Origin of the sequence: Aeromicrobium endophyticum, assembly GCF_003586285.1 — a bacterium.
Lineage (GTDB): Bacteria > Actinomycetota > Actinomycetes > Propionibacteriales > Nocardioidaceae > Aeromicrobium > Aeromicrobium endophyticum.
In genome coordinates this window covers 1-22,300 of the sequence record NZ_QUBR01000002.1, presented here as the reverse complement: position 1 = coordinate 22,300, position 22,300 = coordinate 1, and the positions used below count along the sequence as shown (strand labels likewise).

Here is a 22,300-nt window from a genome sequence, read left to right as displayed (position 1 = left end):
CTCGTCGGGTGCGGCCACGTAGAGAGCACCTCAGCGCATGAGCTGCCGCACCCCTCGCTCGAATCGACGGTCCTCGTCCGGCTCGAAGATGTGTCCGGCGACCGTCAGCAGGGTCGGGCGCTCGGCGTTGACCTGTTCGAACCGGGCCCGACGGTCCACCTGGTGCGGCTGATCCGTGGCGGCTTGCTGCTCGATGACGGAACCGACGACGAATCGCACCAGGTTGAACCACGTGTCCAGCGCGTCGTCAGGATCGTCAGTGCCGTTCCGCACGATCAACGTCACCGCCGCTTCGCTGAGGTCGAGAACATGGCTTCCGAGCGTGAAGGTTCCCGCGAAGACCCGGCCGCCGTCGCGGCGGCCGAGCAGGGACGTGCGGAATCGGACCAGCAGGCCGAAGAGCTGCTCGGATGGATCACCGTCGTCGACGGCGAGGTCCCGCATCTCGGCGACGATCGCGTCCGCGATGGCCTCGAGCAGATCCTGCTTCGAGCGGAAGTGCCAGTAGAGCGAAGGCGCCTTCACGTGAAGACGGTTGGCGACCGCTCGCATGCTGACAGCCGCCTCGCCACCCTCGTCCAACAGGTCCAGCGCGGCATCGACGATCTCCTGACGGTCCATGACACCACCTCCGCTTGACACCCTAACAGTGTTAGGGCAACACTGCCGGCATGACTAACACTGTTAGGGACAACAATCACGAATATGACATCGCCGTCGTGGGTGGCGGTCCGGTGGGGTTCTGGCTGGCGGCCGAGGCCCGTCTCGGCGGGGCGCGCGTCGTCCTGCTGGAGCGGCGACGCGAGCGGGTCACGCAGTCGCGCGCGCTGACGATCCACGGGCGGACGCTGGAGACGTTCGGTCTGCGCGGACTCTCGTCACGGTTCCTGGACGTAGGGCGTCCCATGCCGACCTGGCACTTCGCCGGCCTGGACACGCGCCTGGACTTCTCACGATTCGACTCGTCCTACCCGTTCACGCTGTTCATCCCGCAGTCGCGAACCGAGGCGATCCTCGAGGGCCACGCGCTCGAGGTCGGCGTCGACGTCCGGCGTGGCGCTCTCGTCACCGCCGTCGAGGACCGCGGTGATCGCGTCGACCTCACGCTGGAGGACGGCACGGCCATCTCGTCTCGGTGGGTGGTGGGCGCGGACGGCGCCCGCAGCATCGTTCGTCGGACCGCGGGTATCGACTTCCTGGGGCTGCCGGCCACCGACTCCATCGCGATGGGCGACGTGGTCCTCGACCTGCCCGGAGGTGCGCCGCTGGGTGGCGGGGAGAACGAGCTCGGCGGGGCGAGCATCATTCCCTCGGGCGACGGCATCCACTCGCGGGTCATCGTCCTGGACACCACGCGCCGGCACGTGCCGCAGGACGAACCCCTCACTTTGGACGAGCTGCGCGAGTCGCTGCGACGGACCACCGGTAGCGACTTCGGTGCACGCGACGCCTCCTGGCTGACCCGGTTCACCAACGAGACCCGACTGGCATCCAGCTACCGCGTGGGCAGGATCTTGCTGGCCGGCGACGCGGCTCATATCCACGCACCGATGGGAGGGCAAGGGCTGAACGTCGGAGTGCAGGACGCGATGAACCTCGGCTGGAAGCTCGCACTGGTCGCCACCGGCCGGGCGTCCGACGATCTCCTCGACACCTACGAGAGCGAGAGACGACCCATCGGGGAACGACTGTTCGCCAACACCGTGGCCCAGTACCAGCTGGTGTCGACGTTCACCCCGGCGAATGCCTACCTTCGCGACGTCGTCAGCGGCTTGCTCGCCGTTCCGGAGGCCAACCGAGCCATGGCCGGGGAGGTGTCCGGGTTCTCGGTCTCCTACCCCCACCCACTCACCCACGACACGGACGCGGGCGCGTCGGCCCCGATGAGCCGGCGGATTCCTGACCTGCCGCTGACTGGCGGGGCGTCGCTCCACGGCGCGCTGGCCGACGGACACTTCGTTCGCGTGACCAAGCCTGGCCACCCGCACGTCCCGATGCCCGCCTCCCTCGGTGGAGCCCCGATCGTCGACGTCCAGGCGGTGCGCCTCGGACCGGTCGACCAGCCGGCGACCGCGTCGATCATCGTCCGCCCGGACGGATACTCGCTCAGGGGCGTCAGCGAGGCCGCGACGGCAGACGTGCTCCGGCCATGAGCATCCGACGGTTGAATCCTGCTGGCCTCCACGGAGCTCCCGGCTTCGTCAGCCAGATCGTCCGGACGACAGGACCCCTCGCCTTCGTGTCCGGGCAGGTCGCCCAACGACAGGACGGCTCGTGGGTGGGGATCGGACGACACCGGGAGCAGGCAGAGCAGATCGCACGGAACATCGACGTCGCCCTCCGTGCGCTCGGGCTCGGCAGGGACGCCGTCGTGAAGGAGACGATCTTCGTCGTCGACTACGACCCTGCTCTGCTCCTGGACGTCGTCGGCCCGCTGCGGGACGGGCACAGCGAGCCGCCTGCCAGCACGCTGGTCGCCGTGTCGAGCCTCTTCGCGACCGAAGCCCTCGTGGAGGTGGAGGTCGTCGTCGACCTCGAGCCCTCGTCACGGCTCGGCCCACCGCTGTCGAGGCCGGACGCCTCGCTGGCCTGACGCACGGCGTCGAGGCTCGCAGCAGACGTCCGGATACGACGAAGCCCTGGTGAGAGTTCTCTCACCAGGGCTTCTCTGTCGGGCTGACAGGATTTGAACCTGCGACCCCTTGACCCCCAGTCAAGTGCGCTACCAAGCTGCGCTACAGCCCGTTCGTACCGAAGAGAGACTTTACCGCAGCCCCTCCTCGAACCCACCATCGGCCACCCCCGACCCAGATCTGCGGACCACCGCACCGATATCCCGGAGAAAAAGGTGCGGAGCTCCGCAGATCGGGGCTGGGAGCCCCGCCGGGGTCAGCGACGCTCGCGCTTCTTGCGCGGACGCTGCTGCAGGTGGATGGGCGAGCCGACGAAGCCGAACTCCTCGCGCAGACGACGCTCGATGAAGCGCATGTACGAGGCCTCGAGCTTGCCCGTCGTGAACAGCACGAACGTGGGCGGCGCCGTGGACGCCTGCGTGCCGAACATGATCTTGGACTGCTTGCCACCACGCACGGGGTGCGGGTGCTCGGCCACCAGACGGCCGAGGAAGGCGTTGAGCGTGCCGGTCGGCACACGGGTCTCCCAGCCCTCGAGCGCCGCGTCGAGCGCGCGGACCAGGCGGTCGACGTGCCAGCCGGTGCGGGCCGTGATGTTGATCGTCGGGGCCCACGGCACCTGCACGAGCTCGCGCTCCATCTCGCGCGACAGGTAGTACTGGCGCTCCTCGTCGACGAGGTCCCACTTGTTGAACGCGATGATGAGCGCACGGCCGGCCTCGGCGACCGAGCTGATGATGCGGGTGTCCTGCTCGGTCAGCGGCACGCTGCCGTCGATGATGACGACGGCGACCTCGGCCCGGTCGATCGCCGAGCTGGTGCGCAGGCTGGCGTAGTACTCGTGCCCCGACGCGTCGCGCACACGGCGGCGGATGCCGGCGGTGTCGATGAAGTTCCAGGTGCGCCCGCCGAGCTCGACGATCTCGTCGACGGGGTCGACCGTCGTGCCCGAGGCGTCGTCGACGACGACCCGCTCCTCGCCCGCGAGGCGGTTGAGCAGACTCGACTTGCCGACGTTGGGCTTGCCGACGATCGCGACGCGGCGGGGGCCCTGCGGGGCGTCGAAGTCCTCCGGGGGCGGGTCGGGCAGCGCGTCGATGACGGCGTCGAGCATGTCGCCGCTGCCGCGTCCGTGCAGGGCCGAGACCGGGAAGGGCTCGCCCAGCCCGAGGTTCCAGAGGCTGGCGGCCTCGATCTCGGTGCGCTGGTCGTCGACCTTGTTGGCCGCCAGGACGACGGGCTTCTTGGCCGCGCGCAGCAGGCGGACGACCTTCTCGTCGACGTCGGTGATGCCGACCGTCGCGTCGACGACGAACAGCACGGCGTCGGCGACCTGGATGGCGATCTCGGCCTGCGCGGCGATGCGCTCGGCGAGTCCGCGGGCGTCCGGGTCCCAGCCGCCGGTGTCGACGACGGTGAACGCGCGACCGTTCCAGACCGCGTCGTACGAGACGCGGTCGCGGGTCACGCCCGGCACGTCCTCGACGACGGCCTCGCGTCGACCGATGATGCGGTTGACCAGCGTCGACTTGCCGACGTTGGGTCGCCCGATCACAGCGAGTACGGGAACGACGTCAGACATCAGGGGATCCTGTCGGAAGGGGGCCGGGCAGATCGCGCTTCAGCGCGTCCTTGGCCCGGGATACATGGGCACGCAGATGGTCGTGGATGGTGTCACCTGCGTCCTCCAGCATCCCACGATCTCGCGGCCAACCCTGCATCGGCAGCCGGATCGGCTCTCCGTAGACGATGTCGAGCCGCGTGCCGGGGGCCGGACGGGCGCTCGGGCCCTCCCCCGGCTGGCGGGTGCCGAACAGCGCGACGGGCACGATCGGCGCGCCCGTCACGAGTGCCAGGTAGGTCACGCCGCCCTTGAACTCGGTGAGCTCGCCGTCGCCGCGCCGTCCCTCGGGGTAGATCAGGACGCACTGCCCAGCCGTGAGCGCGCCGATCGCCTGGCGCAGCGCCCCGCTGTCGGTGCGTCCGCGGGCGATCTTGATCTGACCGACGAAGCGCAGGAGTCGTCCGGTGCGCCCGACGAACTCCTCTTCCTTGGCCATCGCGTGCAGGGGACGCGGCGCGGTCGCGACGAGCAGCGGCCCGTCGAGCCAGCCGATGTGGTTGCTGGCCACGATCACCGGGCCCGCGACCGGGACGTGCTCGAGCCCGTGCTGGTGGATCTGCCACCGCCGGTGGAAGTAGCCCGCCGCGCGGCCCCGCACGAGGTTGAGTCCGCGCTCGGGCAGGCCCGCACGGACGGCGCCTGCGCTCACGCTCATGGCGCCGCGTCGACGATGCGGACGATGGCGTCGATCACCTCGTCGAGGGTCAGGTGGGTGCCGTCGACGACGACCGCTCCCTCGGACTGCACGAGGGGCGACGCCGCTCGTGTGGAGTCGATGCGGTCGCGTGCGGCGAGGGCCTGCTCGGTGGCCGCCGCGTCGGCTCCGCCGTTCTCGGCGGCACGGCGGGCCGCCCGGGCGGCGGGATCGGCCACCAGGTAGATCTTGACCTTCGCGTCGGGGGCGACGACGGAGCCGATGTCTCGTCCCTCGACCACGATGCCGTCACTGCCGGCGATGACCTCGCGCTGCCGCGCCACGAGCAGCTCGCGGACGTGCGGGACCGCCGCGACGAGGCTGACCGATCCGGTGACCTCGTCGCTGCGGATGGGTTCGGCGACGTCGACGCCGCCGACGTGGATCGTCGGGTCGAGCGGGTCGGTGCCCGACACCAGCGTGACCGCGTCGGCGGCCGCGGCGACCGCCCCGGGGTCGTCCAGGGCGACGCCCTGCTGCAGCAGGGCCCAGGTCATGGCCCGGTACATCGCACCGGTGTCGAGATAGGCCAGCCCGAGGCGGCCCGCCACTCCGCGGGACGTGCTCGACTTGCCGGAGCCGGACGGACCGTCGATCGCGACGACGAGGGGGGATGTCACAGGGGCTCAACTTCCTTCGGTGGAACGGTGGTGGTCACGGGCGTGGCCCGTGCGGTGGAGAGGGACGATCACAGGTAGGCGGTCCAGCCGCGGTCGGTCAGCGCCTGCACCAACGAGGGGCCGACGCCGAGCGCGACCGCGATCTCGGCCAGGCCGACAGGACGTCCGAGGTCGTGGTCGAGGCGCAGGTCCTCGATGTTCACGCCCGATTCTCCCGTATCCGTCATCAGGCGCGACAGCTCGCCGGGACGGTCGGCCACCTGCACGTGCACCAGGTCGAAGCGGGCCGCCGACGATCCGTGCTTGCCGGGGATCAGCGTCGTGCCGTGGCGCCCCGACTCGAGCACCCGCGCCAACGTCGCCTCGTCCTCGCCGAGGGCGTCGATGACCCGGTCGAGGTCGTCGCGCACCAGCTCGAGGACGGCTCTGACGTCGCGCGCGTTGGTGCCGAGGATGTCGAGCCACATCGCGCCGTCGCTGCCGGCGATGCGGGTCGTGTCGCGCAGGCCGGGGCCCGACAGCGCCAGGTCGTTGCCCTCGGCGTCGTTCAGCCGGGCCGCCGTGAGGGTCGACATCACCTGGGGCACGTGCGAGACCAGCGCCACCGCGCGGTCGTGCGCCGCGGGGTCCATCACGATCGGCACGCCGCCGACGTGCAGCGCGAGGTCGACGACCGCGTCGAGCGCCGCGGGCCTGGTCGTCGCGCCGGGCGTCACGACCCACGGACGTCCCTCGAACAGCTGGGCCGACGCCGCCATGGGGCCCGAGCGCTCGCTGCCGGCCATGGGGTGGCCACCGGCGAAGCGGTCTGCTCCGGGACCGTCGTCGACCGAGCTCTGGATGGCCGACTTGACGCTCGTGACGTCGGTGACGAGCGCATCGGGCCAGCGCAGCAGGCTCTCGGCGACCACGGACGCCGACGCCGATGGCGGCACGGCCACGACCACCAGGAGCGGCAGGACGTCATCGGTGAGCAGACGGCCGGCTCCCATCGATGCGGCCACCTCGGCATGGCCCGGGAGCGAGTCGTGCAGGACGACGTCGACGTCGTGCTGGCGCAGCGCCAGGCCCACGGACGTGCCGATCAGCCCACAGCCGACGACGAGGACGGGTCCGTCGAGGGCCTGCGGGGACAGCGCCGTCATGCGTCGTCGACGCTGTCGTAGAGGGCTCCCAGCTCGTCGCGGGTCAGGTCTCGCATCGCGCCCGACGCAAGACCCTTGACGTGCAGGGGCCCCAGCGCCGTGCGGGTCAGCTCGCGCACCGGGTGCCCCGCCGCGTCGAGCAGCCGGCGGACGATGCGGTTCTTGCCCATGTGGATGTCGAGCTCGACCAGCGACCGGCCGCGCGAGCGGTCCTTGACCAGGAAGCGGTCGACGTTCGCCGGGCCGTCATCGAGCTCGATGCCGGCCTTCAGGCGTGCGCCCAGCGTCTCGGGCACGTCGCCGTCGACCAGGGCGATGTACGTCTTGACGATCTCGAACGACGGGTGGGCCAGCTTGTGCGCGAGGTCGCCGTCGTTGGTCATCAGCAGCAGGCCGGACGTGTCGGTGTCGAGACGGCCGACGTGGAACAGGCGGTCGTCGCGTCCCTCGACGAACGTCGACAGGTCGGGGCGCCCCTGCTCGTCGGCCATCGAGGTCACGACGCCGCGGGGCTTGTTGAGCATGACGTAGGCGTGGTCGCTGGCCACCGGGATGCGCTTGCCGTCGACGCGGATGACGTCGGTGGCGGGGTCGACCCGCGCGCCCATGACGTCGATGACCTCGCCGTTCACCTCGACCCGCCCGTGGGCGATCATGTCGTCGCACCGGCGACGACTGCCCAGCCCGGCCTGGGCCAGCACCTTCTGCAGTCGGATCTCAGCCACGGTCGTCCCCCTCGTCGTCGGCGGTGTCGCCGGCTGGGCCTGTCGAAGCCCCACCCTCGTCCGTCTCCGCCTCGTCCATCTCCCCCAGCGCCGGATCATCGGCCGCCAGCCCGGCCAGGACGTCGTCGGCCCCGGCGAGCGCCTCGTCCTCCATGTCCTCCATCTCGGGCAGGTGCTGCGCGATGTCGGGCAGCTCGGTGATCGAGCCCAGGCCCATCCGCTCGAGGAAGTAGCTCGTCGTGCGGTAGAGCACCGCACCGCTCTCGGTGTCGGCCCCCGCCTCCTCGATCAGCCCGCGGGTCACGAGGGTGCGGACGACGCCGTCGACGTTGACCCCACGGATCGCCGAGATGCGCGAGCGGCTGATCGGCTGGCGGTAGGCCACGACGGCCATCGTCTCGAGCGCAGCCTGGGTCAGACGGGCCTGCTGCCCGTCGAGGATGAACCGCTCGACGGCGCCTGCGTACTGCTCTCGGGTGAAGAAGCGCCAGCCGCCGGCGATGTTGCGCAGCTCGAAGCCCCTGCCCTGCGCGGTGTACTCGTCGGCCAGCTCGACCAGGGCCTGGTCGACGTCGGACGGCGGATGTCCCACCGCCTGGGCCAGCGTCAGGTGGTCGAGCGGCTGGTCGGCCACCATCAGCACCGCCTCGAGGGCGGGCCGGAGCTCGAGCATCTCCAGCTCGAGCTCGTGCGGTCCGGTCGGGAAGCTCTGCTCAGTCATCGGTGCTCTCTGCTGCGTCGGAGGTGGGTGCGGCGTGGGACGAGGGCTCGTCGTCGACCAGGCTCGCATCGATCAGACTCGTGTCGATCAAGACAGGCTCGTCGTCGGCCACGATCGGCGGCGCGTCGAACTCCGCACCCACGTCGATGTCGCCGTCGTCGGTGCCGGTCCAGCGGATGTGCAGGTCGCCCAGCGGCGTGGCCTGCTCGAACGAGATGGCGCCCTCGCGGAACAGCTCGAGCACCGCCAGGAACCGGGCGACCTTGGTCGCGAGGTCGGGTGCGTCGACCGTCAGCGCCCGGAACGTCATGCCGCCCTTGCGGCGCAGCTGGTCGACGACCAGGTGCGCCTGCTCGCGCACGCTCACCTGCGGGGCGTGCAGGTGGGCCAGCGACAGGATCGGCACCGGCTTGTCCTCGAACGCCTTGGCGGCCAGCTGGGCGAGCTCGGCGGGTCCGACCGAGATCAGCACCTCCGGCAGCAGGTCGGCGAACCGCGGCTCGAGGGTCACGACCCGCGGGAACCGCCGCGACTCCTGCGCGAGCCGGTCGGCCATGATGCCCGCCACCTGCTTGAAGGCGCGGTACTGCATCAGACGGGCGAACAGCAGGTCTCGGGCCTCGAGCAGGGCGAGGTCCTCCTCGTCCTCGACCTCGGCCTGCGGCAGGAGCCGGGCGGTCTTGAGGTCGAGCAGCGTCGCCGCGACGAGCAGGAAGTTGGTGGTCTGCTCGAGGTCGTCGCCGAGCGCCTTGATGTAGGCGATGAACTCGCCGGTGACGGCCGACAGCGCGACCTCGGTGATGTCGAGCTCGTGCTTGGAGATCAGCTGGAGCAGCAGGTCGAAGGGACCCTCGAAGTTGGTGAGGTTGACCTGGAACCCGGTCGGCGCGGACTCGTCGACGTCCGCGATGCTCACGACTCGCTCAATCGGCGTGCGACGTCGCTCTGCGTGCCGCGGGCGTCGAGGTCGGCCAGGGCCACGGCCAGGGCGGCCCGCACGAACCGGCCACGGTCGACGCTGCGTCCCAGCTCGGCCCGCAGCCCGAGCCGGGCCTGCTCGACCGCCAGCAGCTCGGCCGCCGTGACGTAGACCGTCATCTTCTCGTCGTGCTTGACCCGGCCGCTGGCAGCGACAGGTGCTTCCGGCTCGGCCTCGGGCTCGACCTCGGGTGCCTGACGAGCCGGCGCGGTCGCACGGAAGAGCTCGTCGGCCCCGGGCATGGCGGGCCGACGGCTACCTCCCGAGGACGGGCTGGTCACGCGTCGGGGCATCGAACGAGGACCTCCCGCGCGAGCTGTCGGTACGACGTGGCGCCCGGGGACGTCGTCGCGTACTCCGTGATCGGCTCGCCCGCCACGGTCGAGTCGGAGAACTTGACGGTACGACGGATGACCGTGTGGAAGACCAGGTCGCCCCATCCCTCGACGAGGGTCTGGAGCACCTCCTTGCCGTGCAGGGTGCGGCTGTCGTACATCGTGCCCAGCAGGCCGATGATCTCGAGCTCGTCGTTGGTGCGGTCGCGCACCTTCTCGATCGTGTCCTTCAGCAGCGCGACCCCGCGCAGGGCGAAGTACTCGCACTCCAGCGGCACGAGCACGCCGTTGGCGGCCGTCAGCGCGTTGACCGTCAGCAGGCCGAGCGAGGGCTGGCAGTCGATCAGGATGACGTCGTAGTCGCCGCGGACGGGCTTGAGCACCCGGGCCAGCACCTGCTCGCGGCCGACCTCGGTCACCAGACGCATCTCGGCGGCCGACAGGTCGATGTTGGACGGCACGAGGTCGAGGCCCTCGACCGCGGTGGGCAGGATGAGGTCCTTGATCGAGATCTCGCGGTCCATGAGGACGTGGTAGATGCTCTGCTCGAGCTCGTGCGCGTTGACGCCCAGCCCGACCGTCATCGACCCCTGGGGGTCGAAGTCGACGAGCAGCACCTTGCGGCCGAGCTCGACGAGCGCGGCACCCAGGTTGATGGTCGTCGTGGTCTTGCCCACGCCGCCCTTCTGGTTGCACAGGGCGATGATCGTGGCTGGCTTGGCGGGATCGCGCGGCTTCGGCTCGGCGAAGACGGGCATGGGACGCCCGGTGGGGCCCAGTTCCGCGGTCATGCTGTCTTGCTCATGTGGTACCCCTGCAACTCGACCTGGCGGACGACCGACACTCTACCGCCAGATGTCGACTTGACGACCATCCGTCGCGCATCTCGGAGCGCCCGGCGGCGCCGAGCCCGGACGGCTCAGCCGCGTGCGGCGCGAGGATGCGCCGTCGCGTAGATCTCGCGCAGCTTCTCGACCGTCACGAGCGTGTAGATCTGGGTCGTGGTGACCGATGCGTGGCCCAACAGCTCCTGCACGACCCTGACGTCGGCTCCACCGTCGAGCAGGTGCGTCGCGAACGAGTGCCGCAGGGTGTGGGGCGAGACGTCAGCCGTCACGCCCGCCCGCTCGGCGGCCTTGGTCAGCACGGTCCACGCGCTCTGCCGCGACAGGCGCCCTCCCCTGGCGTTCAGGAACACCGCCGGAGTGCGGGTCTTGGCCGAGACGAGCGACGGACGCGACGCCGCCAGGTAGTCGGCCAGCGACGCCTTCGCGTACGACCCCAGGGGCACGATGCGCTGCTTGCCGCCTTTGCCGCGCAGCAGGATCGTGGACTCGTCGAGATCGAGGTCGTCGATGTCGAGGCCCACGGCCTCCGAGATGCGGGCGCCCGTGCCGTAGAGCACCTCGAGCAGCGCCCGGTCGCGCGCCGACAGGTTGGTCCCCGGGGCACCGGCGGCGTCGAGGATCGACTCGACGTCCGACAGCGGCAGGGCCTTGGGCAGCCGCGCCGCGGGCCGCGGCGGCTTGATCGCGGACGTCACGTCGGTCTCGACGAGCTGCTCGCGGAGCCAGAACCGGTGCAGGCCGCGGACGGCGACGATCGTGCGGGCCGCGCTGGCCGTGCCGAGCGGGACGTGCTCGTCGTCACCGGTGCGCAGCGCGCCGAGGAACGTCATGACGTCGCTCTCGGCGATCGCGGACGGCTCGTCGATCGCATGCAGGGCGAGGAAGTCGAGGTAGCGCCGCAGGTCACGGCGGTACGAGCGCAGCGTGTTGTCGGCCAGTCCGCGCTCGACCGTCAGGTGGCTGAGGTAGTCCTGGACGCCGCGGGCGACGCCATCGCTCATCGTGAGCGCCCGAGCCCGCGACATGTGACGCCCACGGCGTCACTGGGCCGCGATGACGCCGTCCGCGTCACACATCGCGGCGGGTGGTGGCTCATCGTGAGCGCAGTGCCTGCACCGCGAGGATCGCCGAGACCGTCTTCGCATCGGCGATGCGTCCGTCGAGCACCGCGGTGACCGCGTCGGCGAAGGGCAGCCACCACTGGGCCATGTGCGCCTCCTCGGCCTCGCGCGCCGTGCGGTCCTCCTCGGCGACCGGGGTGAGCCCGCCGGCGACGAACACCTCGATGCGCTCGGTCGAGTAGCCCGGCGTCATCTGCAGGTGCAGCAGCGGCGACCACGTCGACGCGACGACGTCGGCCTCCTCCGCGAGCTCGCGCGCCGCGGCGTCCTGAGGCTCCTCACCGGGGACGTCGAGGGTGCCGGCCGGCAGCTCGAGCAGCCGGCGTCCGGTCGGGTGGCGATACTGCTCGACCAGCAGCAGGCGGTCGGCGTCGTCGATCGCCACCACGGCGACGGCCCCGTTGGGCCTGACGACGGCCCGGGAGTGCTCGCCGCCCGAGGGATCGACGATCGTGTCGACCGTCAGGCCGACGTAGGGGCTGTCGTAGACGGTCTCGACGCCTGCCACCGGCCACGACTCGTCCGTGTCGGCGACGGACGTCTCGGCGAGGCGTCCGGGCAGGCTGGGGTGGGCCGTCACACCTCGACCTGCACCACGTGGTCGACGGTCTCGTCGACCGGCAGCCGCGTCTCGCGCTGGCGCTGGAGCGCCGCGCCGATGAGCCCGGCGAACAGCGGGTGGGCCTTCGTCGGACGCGACTTGAGCTCGGGGTGGGCCTGCGTCGCGACGTAGTACGGGTGCACCTCGCGCGGCAGCTCGACGAACTCGACGAGGTTGCCGTCCGGCGAGGTGCCGCTGAAGATCAGGCCGGCCTCGACCAGCTGGTCGCGATAGGAGTTGTTGACCTCGTAACGGTGCCGGTGACGCTCGTGGACCGCGGTCGATCCGTACGCCTCGGCCACCAGGCTGCCCTCGTCGAGCGTCGCGGGGTACGAGCCGAGGCGCATCGTGCCGCCGAGGTCGCCCTCGCCGTCGACGATCGACAGCTGCTCGGCCATCGTGGCCACGACGGGGTGGGGCGTGCCCGGGTCGAACTCCGACGAGCTGGCCCCGGCGATGCCGGCCACGTTGCGGGCGTACTCGATCACCATGCACTGCAGGCCCAGGCACAGCCCGAGCACCGGGATGCCGCGCTCGCGGGCGTAGGTCAGCGCGCCCAGCTTGCCCTCGATGCCGCGGATGCCGAAGCCGCCGGGCACGCAGATGCCGTCGACGTCGCCCAGGTGCTGCGCGGCACCCGCGGGGCTCTCGCAGTCGTCGGAGCCGACCCAGCGCAGCGTGATGCGCGCGTCGTGCGCGAACCCGCCGGCGCGCAGCGCCTCGCCCACCGACAGATAGGCGTCGGGCAGGTCGACGTACTTGCCGACCAGCGCGATCGTGACCTCCTCGGCGGGCTGGTGCACGCGGCGCAGCAGCTCGTCCCACTGCGTCCAGTCGACGTCGCGGAACGGCAGGTCGAGCCGGCGCACCACGTAGGCGTCGAGCCCCTGACGGTGCAGGACCTTGGGGATGTCGTAGATCGACGGTGCGTCGCTGGCGGTCACGACGGCCTCGGCGTCGACGTCGCACATCAGCGAGATCTTGGCCTTCATGCTCTCGGGGATCTCGCGGTCGGCGCGGCACACGATCGCGTCGGGCTGGATGCCGATCGAGCGCAGGGCCGCCACGGAGTGCTGGGTCGGCTTGGTCTTGAGCTCGCTCGACGGGCCGATGTAGGGCACCAGCGAGACGTGCAGGAAGAACACGTTGCCGCGCCCGACGTCGTGGCGCACCTGGCGAGCGGCCTCGAGGAACGGCAGCGACTCGATGTCGCCGACGGTGCCACCGATCTCGGTGATCACGACGTCGACGTCGGGGCCGGCCATCGCACGGATGCGCGACTTGATCTCGTTGGTGATGTGCGGGATGACCTGGACGGTGTCGCCCAGGTAGTCGCCGCGGCGCTCCTTGGCGATGACCTCGGAGTAGACCTGGCCCGTCGTGACGTTGGCCTTGCCCGACAGGTCGACGTCGAGGAACCGCTCGTAGTGACCGACGTCGAGGTCGGTCTCGGCGCCGTCCTCGGTGACGAACACCTCACCGTGCTGGAACGGGTTCATCGTGCCCGGGTCGACGTTGAGGTACGGGTCGAGCTTCTGCATCGTCACGCGCAGACCGCGTGACGACAGCAGCCGTCCGAGGCTCGAGGCGGTGAGGCCCTTGCCGAGCGAGGATGCGACCCCGCCGGTGACGAAAACGTGCTTGGTAACGGCGCTACCTGGCAAGGGGACTCCCGTGGTCGAGGTGATGTCGAGCGCTCACGATGCAGGAATCTGCATCAGGCCTCCACGGGATTCCAGCCTACCAAGTAAACCGCCTCGGGGGCCAATGACACCCGGGCGCGCGTCAGGGTGTCAGCACCGTCACTGGGGCAGCGCGCCGCCGCTGCTGCGCGAGGTGCCCCAGGCGCCGGGCTGCCCGGCCGCCTGCGCCGCGGCCGCCATGACCGTCACGACCCGGCCGGCCGCCGAGTCGGTGACGTCGACGGTCGAGACCGCCGTCGCGAACGCGCCGTCACGGACGGCCTTGACGGCTCCCCCGTCGGTGCTGGACGAGGCCGGACCGGCCACCACGACACCCTTGCCGGTGTCGTTCATGGCGCCGGCGAGCGCCGCGATCACGGTGCTGCGATCGGCGGTGCCGGCGCGCTCGGGCCCCGTCACCAGCACGGCCATCGTCGCGCGGTTCGTCGGAGCCGTGTCGGCGCTCAGCAGGTCTCCTTCGGTGAAGGCCGAGCGGATCGCCGTCGCGGACTGGTCGACCGCGGTGGTCTCGTCGGCCATGAAGGCGCGGGCCAGGGCGGCGCCGATGCGGCCGTAGCTGTCCTTGGCGGCGCTGACGTCGGGATCGCCCGAGGCCGACTGCTGGGCGACGCCCTCGGCGAACTGACGATCGGCGGCGTCGAGCAGCTTGCTGGACAGCTCGACCTGCCCGGTGACCTCGGCGCCGGCCAGCTGAAGGTCGCTGACGATGCCGCCGACCTCGCCCTGGCTCGCACCCGGGACCGTCATCACGACGACCGACTGGCCCTTGAGCTTGTCCTCGAGCAGTCCTTCGGCCGTACGACCGGCGAATCCCTCCTCGAACGAGACGACGGCCGGATCGGCTGATGCCCTGCCGCTGGTGCCGCGCAGCGAGTCGCCGGCCTCGTCGAGCGGGCCCGACCCGAGGGCGATGCCGGCGGCCAGCGCCAGCAGGATCGCGGCGACGGAGACGAGGTGGTAGCGGAACGAGATCACGTGAAGAGTCCTTTGGTCCAGGAGCCGAGGTCGGTCAGCCGGTCGGCGATGGTGTCGAGCCAGTCCTGGCCCACCGGGGTGACGCCGATCGCGACGACGACGGCGACGACCCCTGCCAGGAGCAGCAGCGCGACCGGCCACACGGCGTGGCGGCGTGACGAGAAGTGGTGGACCGCCTTGGCGTCGACGATCTTGGCACCGGCACGCAGCCGGGCCACGAACATCCGGGCGGCCTCGGTCGGCGGCTGCTCCAGCAGCTTGGCCAGCGAGCTCGGCGCGCCGACGTGCACGATCGCCGCGGCGTCGTTGGTGTCGGCGAGCAGGATCGCCAGGTCGTCGTCGGAGCCGGTCGACACGAACGTCACGATCTCCTTGCCGTGGCGCTCGAGTCGCTCGGGCCCCTCGACCATGCCCGACGCGGTCGTCACGACGACCTCTCCGGCCTTCTTGATGGCGGCGTCGGAGATGTTGTCGAGCGCCCCGACCACGATGCCCGGCGTCAGACCGGCCGAGATGAGCACGTCGGCGCCGGGTCCGGCACCGATCAGGACGGGATCGTGATCGCGGATCCAGCGTCGCAGGTGCTTGAGGTCGGCCGCGTCGTCGTAGGCGCGAGAGACGACCACGACCGGGCGCCCGCGCAGTGGCGTCCTCAGACGGGGCACCTGCGCGCCCGACATCAGCATCGCGTGCTCGCGGTGGATGTGGTCGGTGGCGTTGGCCGCCAGGGAGTCCAGTCGCGTCGCGAGCCCGTCGCGGGCCGCCTGGAGATCGTTGGCGGTGCGCTCCTCGTCGAGCTCGATGCCAGAGGCCACCAGCACCTCGTCGCGGAAGACCTGGCCGCCCTCGACGCGCACCACGTCGCCGTTGCGCAGGCGCGCCCACACGTCCTCGCTCGTGACGTCGATCAGGAGGATGCCGGCCTTCGAGAGCAGCTGGGGTCCGGTGTTGGGGGCGCGGCCCGACGTTGACCGGGTGGCGTTGAGCACGGCGGCGACGCGACGCTCGATCAGGGTCTGCGCATGCTGGGCGTCGAGATCGGGCAGCTCGACGACGGCGATCTCGCCCTCGTCCAGCGCTGCGAGGTCGTCGTCGCGCCGTGCGAGTCGCACGGTGCCCACGAGCCCCGAGGCGTCGGTGGGCATGACTGTCTTGCGTCTCCAGGTGACCATCGGGGTCCATGCTTCCCGCTGCACCGGCCTGAGCCGGGAGCCACGGCGGCGTGTCGCCGGAAAGCCTGGCGCGGGACGACGCGGTCGGAGCGTGTCAGGACCCGTCGCGCGCCAGGGCCAGCAGCTCGCGGGCGTGGGCCTGCGCTGCCGCCGACTCCTCCTGGCCGGCCAGCATGCGGGCCAGCTCGTCGACCCGGTCGGACTCCTGCACCTCGGCCACCGAGCTGCTGGTGACCGTGCCGTTGTCGTCCTTGGAGACCACGAAGTGGTGGTCGGCGAAGGCCGCGACCTGCGGCAGGTGGGTGACGGCGATGACCTGGGCGTGCTGCGCGAGCCGTGACAGCCGCCGCCCGACCTCGACGGCCGCCTTGCCGCCGATTCCGGCGTCGACCTCGTCGAACACCAGCGTGGGCACCGTCGTCCGATCGGCCAGCACCACCTCGAGCGCCAGCATGAGCCGCGACAGCTCTCCCCCGCTCGCCCCCTTGTGCAGTGGACGCAGGCCCGTGCCGCTGTTGGCGGCGAACAGCAGCTCGACGTCGTCGAGCCCGTGAGGGCCGGGGACCGCATCGGGCCGCGTCGTCACCGACACCTCGAGGTGCGCGGACGGCATCGACAGCTGGGCGAGCTCGGCGTCGACCAGCTCGCCCAGCCGGCCGGCTGCGTCGACCCGCAGCTTGGACATCTCGCCGGCGAGCCGGTGCACCTCGGGCTCGAGCTCGGCCAGCTCGGTCACCAGTGCGGCCACGGCCTCGTCGTCGTTGCCCAGCTCGCCGAGCCGGGTGGCGCTGGTGGCGGCCCAGGCCAGCACGTCGTCGAGGGTCGGCCCGTACTTGCGCTGGAGGGCGGCCAGCGCGGCCCGCCGGTCCTGCAGCGTGGCGAGGCGCTCGGGATCGAGCTCGACACCGGCCGAGTAGGCCGCGAGGTCGGCGCCGACCTCGTCGACCAGGATGCCGATCTCGACGACCCGCTCGGTCAGCTGGTCGAGGGCGGGATCGTGCCCGCCGACGTCCTGCAGGTGTGCCGAGGCCTCGGCCACCTGCGTGCGGGCCGCGCTGGGCCCTGCCTCGCCGGTCAGCACGCTGTGGGCCAGGTCGGCCGCGCGGGCGAGCGACTCGGCGTGCGCCAGCACGCCCTCCTCGGCCTTGAGCGCCTCGTCCTCGCCGGGCTGGGGGTCGACGGACTCGACCTCGTCGAGCCCGAAGCGCAGCACGTCGAGCTCGCGAGCACGCTCCTGCGCATGCGTGCGCAGCTCGTCGAGGGTGCGCTGGGCGGCCCGCCACCGTGCGTGGACGGGCCCGTACGCGGCTGCCGCGGCGGCGAACTCGTCGCCCGCGAACCGATCGAGCGCCGCTCTCTGCTCGGCCGCTCGCAAGAGGCGGTGCTGGTCTGACTGGCCGTGCACGGCCACCAGCTCGTCGGTGACCTCGGTCAGCAGCGCGGCGGGCACGGTGGCTCCGCCCGCGACGGCACGTGAACGTCCTTGCGCCGACAGGATCCGGCCCAGGATGACGACGTCGTCGTCGATGCGTCCACCGGCCTCCTCGACCGCGGTCGCGGCACCTGCTCCTGCCCGCACGCCGATGCTGGCCTCGACCCGGGCGCGGTCGGCCCCGCGGCGCACCAGGCCCGGATCGGCCCGGTCGCCGCGCAGCAGACCGAGCGCCGTGACGACCATCGTCTTGCCGGCACCCGTCTCGCCGGTGATGACCGTGAAGCCCTCGGAGAGCTCGAGCTCAGCCGAGTCGATGACACCGAGGTCGCGCAGCGTGAGCTGCTGCCAGATCGTGCGCTCGGCCGTCATCGGGCGGGCCTCTCCCATCGCCGCTCGGCCGCGCCGCGCCACCCGGCCACCGGCAGGTCGAACTTGCGCACCAGCCGGTCGGCGAACGAAGCGGGGTCGAGGCGGGCCAGCCGCACCGTCTCGCGCCCCTTGACCACCTCGACCCGCGAGCCCACCGGCAGCTCGGCCGCGCGCCGGCCGTCGCACCAGAGCACGCCCCTGGACTGCTCGCCCACGACCTCGATCGCCAGGGTCGAGTCGGGCGACACCACGAGCGGACGCGAGAACAGGGCGTGCGCGCTGATCGGGACCATCAGCAACGCCTGTACCTCGGGCCAGACGATGGGTCCGCCGGCGCTGAAGTTGTAGGCCGTCGAGCCCGTCGGCGTGGCGCACACGATGCCGTCGCAGCCCCAGCGCGACACCGGACGGTCGTCGATCTCGACGACGATCTCGAGCATCCGCTCGCGGGCGGCCTTCTCGACCGATGCCTCGTTGAGCGCCCAGTTCGTGGCGACGACCTCGCCGCCGACCATGACCGAGACGTCGACCGTCAGCCGCTCCTCGACCGTGTAGGTGCAGTCGACCACCGCGCGCACGACGTCCTGCATGTCGTCGACGTCGGCCTCGGCGAGGAAGCCGACGTGCCCCAGGTTGACCCCCAGCACCGGCGTGTCGGTGCCGCGGCACAGCTCGGCCGCCCGCAGGATCGTGCCGTCGCCGCCGAAGACGACGGCCAGCTCGCAGCCGGCTGCCGCTGCCGGCGCGGGCTCCACGACCTCGGCGTCCTCGACTCCCGCGGCGCGCAGGGCCTCGGCCTCGGGCTCGAGCACCCGCACCGCGATGCCCTCGGTGCGCAGGTCGGCGGCGAACGAGGCGGCGATCTTCACGGCCGCGTCGCGTCCTTCGTGCACGGCCAGCAGAACGGTCCTCATCGGGTCACCTCGTCGTCTGCGGTCGCGGGCGTCGTGGCGGCCAGCGGCCCGGCCGCCACGACGTCGCGGGCGGCCTGCTCGCTGGGGGCGTCGGCGTCGGACCGCAACCAGCAGAAGTACTCGACGTTGCCGGCCGGTCCGGGCAACGGGCTGGGCGCGAGAGCACGGGTGCCCCAGCCGAGCTCGTGGGCCGAGAGGCACACGCGGTGCACGGCGTCGGCGTGCAGCGCGGGGTCGCGCACGACACCGTTCTTGCCGAGATTGCTCTTGCCGACCTCGAACTGCGGCTTGATCATCAGCACGATGTCGCCTTCCGGACTCGGCTCGCACACCCGCGTGAGTGCCGGCATGACCACGGTAAGGGAGATGAACGACAGATCGGACACCACCAGCTGCACCGGCCCGCCGATGTCGGACGCCTCGAGGTGGCGGATGTTGGTGCGGTCGAACACGTGCACCCGGTCGTCAGACTGCAGCGCCCACACCAGCTGCCCGTAGCCGACGTCGACGGCGCAGACCTCCTTGACGCCCTTGCGCAGCAGCACGTCGGTGAATCCGCCGGTCGAGGCACCGGCATCGAGGCACCGGCGTCCGGCCACCGTGAGACCCATGGGCTCGAAGACCGAGAGCGCGCCCAGCAGCTTGTGCGCGCCGCGGGACGCGTAGGTGGGCTCGTGGCTCTCTCGCACGACGATGGCCTGGTCGGTCGTGACGCCGGTGGCCGCCTTGGTGGCGACCGATCCGGCGACCCGGACCGAGCCGTCCTCGATCAGCGAGCTGGCGTGCTCGCGAGAACGCGCCAGCCCGCGTCGGACCAGCTCGGCGTCGAGCCGCAGGCGTCTGCTCATGCCGACTCGGGCGCGACCTCGTCGCGTCCCGCATTGGCCAGCGACTCGCGCAGCACCCCGTGGATCGCGTCGAACTCCTCGACGTGCAGCGACAGGTCGACGTCGTCGAGTCGCTCCAGCCGCTCGAGCGCCTCGTCGATCGCGGGGTGGCCTGTCGGCGTCACCTCGACCGCTTCGTGCTCGGCCGGCACGTGCTGGGGCGCTCGGTCGTCGTGGGGCGCGTCGAAGGCGTCGGGCGACTCGGTCATGCGACCAGTGTCCCATCCAGGCGCACGCGCGCACCGGAGCGATCGCGCACGTGCCAGGCGAGCGCGACCGCTGCCCGAAGCACGGGGGTGGACGACGGCTCACCGCTCTCGAGCGTCACGACGCCGTCGGCGAGCGTCACGACCGCGTCGCCGCAGCGCGCGCGATCGTCGGTGAGCTCGATCTCCGGGTGCTGCTCGTCGAGACCGCGCAGGTCGGCCGAGACGAAGGTCGGTCGACGTCCGTCGTCGGCGTCGGCGATCTCCTGCACGGTGCTGACGCCCGTCAGCACCGCCAGGCTGTCGATGCCGGCGTTGATGGCTCCATCGATGTCGGTGTCGAGCCGGTCGCCCACCATCAGCGGGTGCTTGCCCCCGACCCGGGCGATCGTCTCGTCGAACAGTGCCTTCTCGGGCTTGCCGGCCACGATCGGGTCGACACCTGTGGCGTTGCGCACCGCCTGCACCAGCGAGCCGTTGCCGGGCGCGATGCCGCGCGCCGTCGGAACCGTCATGTCGGTGTTGCTCACGTACCAGGGCAGCCCGGACGAGATCGCGTACGACGCCTCGGCCAGCTGCTCCCAGCCGACGCTGGGATCGAAGCCCTGGACGACCGCGACCGGAGCCTCGTCGAGCGATGCCACGCACCGCAGCCCCCGCTGCTCGAGCGGCGCCCGCAGACCCGGTCCCCCGACGACCAGCACGGGCGACCCCGACGGCAGCGCATCGGCCATCAGGTGGGCGACCGCCTGGGCCGAGGTCACGACGTCGTCATCGTGCACGTCGGGCATCCCCATCGACCTCAGCTTGTCGGCCACGGTGTCGGCGGTGCGCGAAGCGTTGTTGGTGATGTAGGCCAGCCGCAGGCCGTGGTCGCGGGCCGTCGTGAGGGCCACGGCGGCACCGGGTATCGCGTCGGGCCCCCGGTAGACCACGCCGTCGAGGTCGAGCATCGCCAGGTCGTAGGTGGTGCTGAGCGATTGCGTCGTCGAGCCCAAGGTCATGCGTCCGAGGCTACCGCCGCAGGCGTCAGCCTCCGGCAGGAGTCGACCTCGACGCTGACCCAGCTCGCCGTGCTTCCGCCGCCGCTGGTGAACCGACGTCGCAGCTGGCCTTGGACCTCGACCTCGACGCCCGCCGCCAGCCGCGCCACGGACCGTCGTAGGGCCGCCCGCCACACGGTGCACTCGATGGTGTCGACCAGCTGCTTGGACCGGCGGAGGGCGGCCGCATCACGCCGAACGACGAGCCGGAAGCTCACCAGCTCGTCACCGCTGGGCAGCACCCTGGTCTCGGGGTCGGCCGAGATGCGACCGGTCAGGTGGACGAGGTTCTGGTGGGCGGCAGCCGCCGGAGTCTGTGGGGTCATGACACGACGATGCCCCTCACCACGGGGTGAGGGGCATCGTCGATCGCCGGGCTGTGGACGGCTGTGCGGCAGCGTCAGCCCTGTGGACGCGGGTCGAGCTCGGCGAGGCGCTCCTCGGCATCGGTCGTCTTGTTGCCGTCGACGGCCACCGTGCGGTGGAACCACTCGATGGCCTCGTCGCGGCGTCCGGCCGCGAGCAGCGAGTCGGCGTAGGCGTAGCGCAGCCGCGGCACCCACTCACCTCGACCCTTGGTGTGCAGGGGTTCGGTCTCGAGCAGCCGGATGGCCGCGTCGTACTGACCCTGATCGCGTCGAGCGCCGGCGACGACGATCGACAGCTCGATCTGACCTGCGTCGTCGAGCTGGGACCGGATCTCGGTGGTGTCGTAGGCGATCGCCTTGTCAGGACGCTTCAGCGCACGCTCGCAGTCGGCCATCATCGGCGCGTAGATGTACCCGCCGGTCATGCGACGTGCCGCACGGAACTCCGACAGGGCCTCGGCCCACTTGCCGCAGGCGTAGGCCGTCTCACCACATGCCTCGCGCACCAGACCCGTACGGGTGGCGCGGGCACGAGCCGCGAGTGCATGCTTGTGTGCCGTCTCAGGGTCCTCGGCGATCAGCATGCCGGCCATCACGAGGTGCCGGGCGACCTTGTCGGCCAGCTTCTCGGGAAGGCTCTGCAGTGCCTGACGAGCGTGCTTGTCGAGGTCGGACGCACTGACGTCGTCCGGGATCGGCGGACCGTCGTAGATCTTCTGGGCTGCGGTGCGATCGCCATCTTCCTGACGACGGTCACGGCGCGCCTCGTACGGCTTGCCGTCACGACGGGGCGACGAGGGCTTGCCGTCACGACGAGCCGGTGCCGCTTTGCCGTCGCGTCGGTCGGACGGCTTGCCGCCGGTGCGCGGTGCGTCGCCGCTACCGCGCCGGTCACGTCCGCCGGTGCCGGACGGCTTGCCGCCTCGGCCGCTCGAGCCGCCACGGCCCGCTGATCCTCCAGAGGAGGGCTTCCCGCCGTCGCGGCGGGGACTTCTCGACTCTGCCATGAGTCGTTCCTTCCATCGAACACTTGAATTCCCCCCATCGTAGGGGGGTCCCGCTGGTGGGCGGGAAATGCAGCGAGGCCGCCCCTGGTGGGGCGGCCTCGCGCTAATGATTGTCCGGCGACGTCCTACTCTCCCACACCGTCTCCAGTGCAGTACCATCGGCGCTGAGAGGCTT

Annotated in this window: 24 protein-coding genes and 1 tRNA gene; 2 read left to right on the top strand and 23 right to left on the bottom strand. The window is 71.4% G+C overall.

The features are described from left to right. Window positions 1-30: 30 nt before the first annotated feature. The gene (locus DX116_RS10635; RefSeq protein WP_119704253.1) at window positions 31-621 is read right to left on the bottom strand and encodes a TetR family transcriptional regulator; all 591 of its coding nucleotides are present in this window, start codon (window positions 619-621) and stop codon (window positions 31-33) included. A gap of 50 nt (window positions 622-671) precedes the next feature. Between DX116_RS10635 and DX116_RS10630 the strand changes: the two genes are divergently transcribed. After that, the gene (locus DX116_RS10630) at window positions 672-2,153 is read left to right on the top strand and encodes an FAD-dependent monooxygenase (protein ID WP_119704252.1); all 1,482 of its coding nucleotides are present in this window, start codon (window positions 672-674) and stop codon (window positions 2,151-2,153) included. Continuing rightward, entirely contained in the window at window positions 2,150-2,593 is a 444-nt protein-coding gene (locus DX116_RS10625) for a RidA family protein (RefSeq protein WP_119704251.1), read from the top strand. Before DX116_RS10630 ends, DX116_RS10625 begins: the two co-directional genes overlap by 4 nt. A 78-nt stretch (window positions 2,594-2,671) precedes the next feature. Here the strand turns inward: DX116_RS10625 and DX116_RS10620 are convergent. The 22 genes from DX116_RS10620 to DX116_RS10515 form a co-directional block, all read right to left on the bottom strand. Continuing rightward, window positions 2,672-2,745: transfer RNA gene (locus DX116_RS10620), tRNA-Pro, on the bottom strand. 144 nt (window positions 2,746-2,889) lie between these two features. Beyond that, a complete protein-coding gene (gene der / locus DX116_RS10615) occupies window positions 2,890-4,215 on the bottom strand; it encodes a ribosome biogenesis GTPase Der (RefSeq protein WP_119704250.1) in 1,326 nt (441 codons plus the stop codon). Then, window positions 4,208-4,912 carry a lysophospholipid acyltransferase family protein gene (locus DX116_RS10610; RefSeq protein ID WP_119704249.1) on the bottom strand — a complete coding sequence of 235 codons (705 nt, stop codon included), beginning with the start codon at window positions 4,910-4,912 and terminating at the stop codon, window positions 4,208-4,210. The genes der and DX116_RS10610 overlap by 8 nt, the downstream gene beginning before the upstream one ends. Next, a complete protein-coding gene (gene cmk / locus DX116_RS10605; protein ID WP_119704248.1) occupies window positions 4,909-5,571 on the bottom strand; it encodes a (d)CMP kinase in 663 nt (220 codons plus the stop codon). The genes DX116_RS10610 and cmk overlap by 4 nt, the downstream gene beginning before the upstream one ends. Window positions 5,572-5,639: 68 nt before the next feature. Then, entirely contained in the window at window positions 5,640-6,716 is a 1,077-nt protein-coding gene (locus DX116_RS10600; RefSeq protein WP_119704247.1) for a prephenate dehydrogenase, read from the bottom strand. Further along, window positions 6,713-7,441 carry a pseudouridine synthase gene (locus tag DX116_RS10595; RefSeq protein ID WP_233556703.1) on the bottom strand — a complete coding sequence of 243 codons (729 nt, stop codon included), beginning with the start codon at window positions 7,439-7,441 and terminating at the stop codon, window positions 6,713-6,715. The genes DX116_RS10600 and DX116_RS10595 overlap by 4 nt, the downstream gene beginning before the upstream one ends. Continuing rightward, window positions 7,434-8,162, bottom strand: coding sequence for an SMC-Scp complex subunit ScpB (gene scpB, locus DX116_RS10590; protein ID WP_199716049.1), 729 nt, complete (start codon window positions 8,160-8,162; stop codon window positions 7,434-7,436). Before scpB ends, DX116_RS10595 begins: the two co-directional genes overlap by 8 nt. Next, window positions 8,155-9,078, bottom strand: coding sequence for a segregation and condensation protein A (locus DX116_RS10585; protein ID WP_199716048.1), 924 nt, complete (start codon window positions 9,076-9,078; stop codon window positions 8,155-8,157). Before DX116_RS10585 ends, scpB begins: the two co-directional genes overlap by 8 nt. After that, a complete protein-coding gene (locus DX116_RS10580; RefSeq protein ID WP_199716047.1) occupies window positions 9,075-9,383 on the bottom strand; it encodes a hypothetical protein in 309 nt (102 codons plus the stop codon). Before DX116_RS10580 ends, DX116_RS10585 begins: the two co-directional genes overlap by 4 nt. Window positions 9,384-9,418: 35 nt before the next feature. Further along, window positions 9,419-10,267: a ParA family protein gene (locus DX116_RS10575; RefSeq protein ID WP_119704243.1), complete on the bottom strand. Its 849-nt coding sequence runs from the start codon at window positions 10,265-10,267 to the stop codon at window positions 9,419-9,421. A 128-nt stretch (window positions 10,268-10,395) separates the two neighbouring features. After that, complete coding sequence (gene xerD, locus DX116_RS10570; RefSeq protein ID WP_119705588.1) at window positions 10,396-11,325, bottom strand: site-specific tyrosine recombinase XerD; 930 nt, start codon at window positions 11,323-11,325, stop codon at window positions 10,396-10,398. Window positions 11,326-11,416: 91 nt separating this feature from the next. Next, window positions 11,417-12,025 (bottom strand): NUDIX domain-containing protein, encoded by a 609-nt coding sequence (locus DX116_RS10565; RefSeq protein ID WP_119704242.1) that lies wholly within the window; start codon window positions 12,023-12,025, stop codon window positions 11,417-11,419. Next, window positions 12,022-13,710, bottom strand: a complete 1,689-nt coding sequence (locus tag DX116_RS10560) for a CTP synthase (RefSeq protein ID WP_119704241.1) — start codon at window positions 13,708-13,710, stop codon at window positions 12,022-12,024. Before DX116_RS10560 ends, DX116_RS10565 begins: the two co-directional genes overlap by 4 nt. Window positions 13,711-13,848: 138 nt before the next feature. Continuing rightward, window positions 13,849-14,724, bottom strand: coding sequence for a copper transporter (locus tag DX116_RS10555; protein WP_158591975.1), 876 nt, complete (start codon window positions 14,722-14,724; stop codon window positions 13,849-13,851). Then, entirely contained in the window at window positions 14,721-15,869 is a 1,149-nt protein-coding gene (gene steA, locus DX116_RS10550; protein WP_119704240.1) for a putative cytokinetic ring protein SteA, read from the bottom strand. Before steA ends, DX116_RS10555 begins: the two co-directional genes overlap by 4 nt. A gap of 121 nt (window positions 15,870-15,990) precedes the next feature. Then, window positions 15,991-17,700, bottom strand: coding sequence for a DNA repair protein RecN (gene recN, locus DX116_RS10545; RefSeq protein WP_233556701.1), 1,710 nt, complete (start codon window positions 17,698-17,700; stop codon window positions 15,991-15,993). Further along, on the bottom strand, window positions 17,697-18,614 hold the full coding sequence (locus DX116_RS10540; RefSeq protein ID WP_119704239.1) for an NAD kinase: 918 nt from the start codon (window positions 18,612-18,614) through the stop codon (window positions 17,697-17,699). The genes recN and DX116_RS10540 overlap by 4 nt, the downstream gene beginning before the upstream one ends. Then, window positions 18,611-19,462 (bottom strand): TlyA family RNA methyltransferase, encoded by an 852-nt coding sequence (locus DX116_RS10535; RefSeq protein WP_119704238.1) that lies wholly within the window; start codon window positions 19,460-19,462, stop codon window positions 18,611-18,613. The genes DX116_RS10540 and DX116_RS10535 overlap by 4 nt, the downstream gene beginning before the upstream one ends. Continuing rightward, window positions 19,459-19,710, bottom strand: coding sequence for a hypothetical protein (locus DX116_RS10530; protein WP_119704237.1), 252 nt, complete (start codon window positions 19,708-19,710; stop codon window positions 19,459-19,461). The genes DX116_RS10535 and DX116_RS10530 overlap by 4 nt, the downstream gene beginning before the upstream one ends. After that, entirely contained in the window at window positions 19,707-20,711 is a 1,005-nt protein-coding gene (locus DX116_RS10525; RefSeq protein WP_119704236.1) for an HAD-IIA family hydrolase, read from the bottom strand. Before DX116_RS10525 ends, DX116_RS10530 begins: the two co-directional genes overlap by 4 nt. Then, complete coding sequence (locus tag DX116_RS10520; RefSeq protein WP_119704235.1) at window positions 20,708-21,076, bottom strand: single-stranded DNA-binding protein; 369 nt, start codon at window positions 21,074-21,076, stop codon at window positions 20,708-20,710. Before DX116_RS10520 ends, DX116_RS10525 begins: the two co-directional genes overlap by 4 nt. Before the next feature lie 74 nt (window positions 21,077-21,150). Beyond that, window positions 21,151-22,125 carry a tetratricopeptide repeat protein gene (locus DX116_RS10515; protein ID WP_119704234.1) on the bottom strand — a complete coding sequence of 325 codons (975 nt, stop codon included), beginning with the start codon at window positions 22,123-22,125 and terminating at the stop codon, window positions 21,151-21,153. Window positions 22,126-22,300 lie beyond the last annotated feature (175 nt).

What these genes read in the sequence shown, in the direction of transcription:
- DX116_RS10635 (WP_119704253.1), bottom strand. Translation starts at nt 621, where the DNA reads ATGGACCGTCAGGAGATCGTCGATGCCGCGCTGGACCTGTTGGACGAG.
- DX116_RS10630 (WP_119704252.1), top strand. Translation starts at nt 672, where the DNA reads ATGACTAACACTGTTAGGGACAACAATCACGAATATGACATCGCCGTC.
- DX116_RS10625 (WP_119704251.1), top strand. Translation starts at nt 2,150, where the DNA reads ATGAGCATCCGACGGTTGAATCCTGCTGGCCTCCACGGAGCTCCCGGC.
- der (WP_119704250.1), bottom strand. Translation starts at nt 4,215, where the DNA reads ATGTCTGACGTCGTTCCCGTACTCGCTGTGATCGGGCGACCCAACGTC.
- DX116_RS10610 (WP_119704249.1), bottom strand. Translation starts at nt 4,912, where the DNA reads ATGAGCGTGAGCGCAGGCGCCGTCCGTGCGGGCCTGCCCGAGCGCGGA.
- DX116_RS10600 (WP_119704247.1), bottom strand. Translation starts at nt 6,716, where the DNA reads ATGACGGCGCTGTCCCCGCAGGCCCTCGACGGACCCGTCCTCGTCGTC.
- scpB (WP_199716049.1), bottom strand. Translation starts at nt 8,162, where the DNA reads ATGACTGAGCAGAGCTTCCCGACCGGACCGCACGAGCTCGAGCTGGAG.
- DX116_RS10580 (WP_199716047.1), bottom strand. Translation starts at nt 9,383, where the DNA reads ATGCCCGGGGCCGACGAGCTCTTCCGTGCGACCGCGCCGGCTCGTCAG.
- DX116_RS10575 (WP_119704243.1), bottom strand. Translation starts at nt 10,267, where the DNA reads ATGACCGCGGAACTGGGCCCCACCGGGCGTCCCATGCCCGTCTTCGCC.
- xerD (WP_119705588.1), bottom strand. Translation starts at nt 11,325, where the DNA reads ATGAGCGATGGCGTCGCCCGCGGCGTCCAGGACTACCTCAGCCACCTG.
- steA (WP_119704240.1), bottom strand. Translation starts at nt 15,869, where the DNA reads ATGCCCACCGACGCCTCGGGGCTCGTGGGCACCGTGCGACTCGCACGG.
- recN (WP_233556701.1), bottom strand. Translation starts at nt 17,700, where the DNA reads ATGACGGCCGAGCGCACGATCTGGCAGCAGCTCACGCTGCGCGACCTC.
- DX116_RS10540 (WP_119704239.1), bottom strand. Translation starts at nt 18,614, where the DNA reads ATGAGGACCGTTCTGCTGGCCGTGCACGAAGGACGCGACGCGGCCGTG.
- DX116_RS10535 (WP_119704238.1), bottom strand. Translation starts at nt 19,462, where the DNA reads ATGAGCAGACGCCTGCGGCTCGACGCCGAGCTGGTCCGACGCGGGCTG.
- DX116_RS10530 (WP_119704237.1), bottom strand. Translation starts at nt 19,710, where the DNA reads ATGACCGAGTCGCCCGACGCCTTCGACGCGCCCCACGACGACCGAGCG.
- DX116_RS10525 (WP_119704236.1), bottom strand. Translation starts at nt 20,711, where the DNA reads ATGACCTTGGGCTCGACGACGCAATCGCTCAGCACCACCTACGACCTG.
- DX116_RS10520 (WP_119704235.1), bottom strand. Translation starts at nt 21,076, where the DNA reads ATGACCCCACAGACTCCGGCGGCTGCCGCCCACCAGAACCTCGTCCAC.
- DX116_RS10515 (WP_119704234.1), bottom strand. Translation starts at nt 22,125, where the DNA reads ATGGCAGAGTCGAGAAGTCCCCGCCGCGACGGCGGGAAGCCCTCCTCT.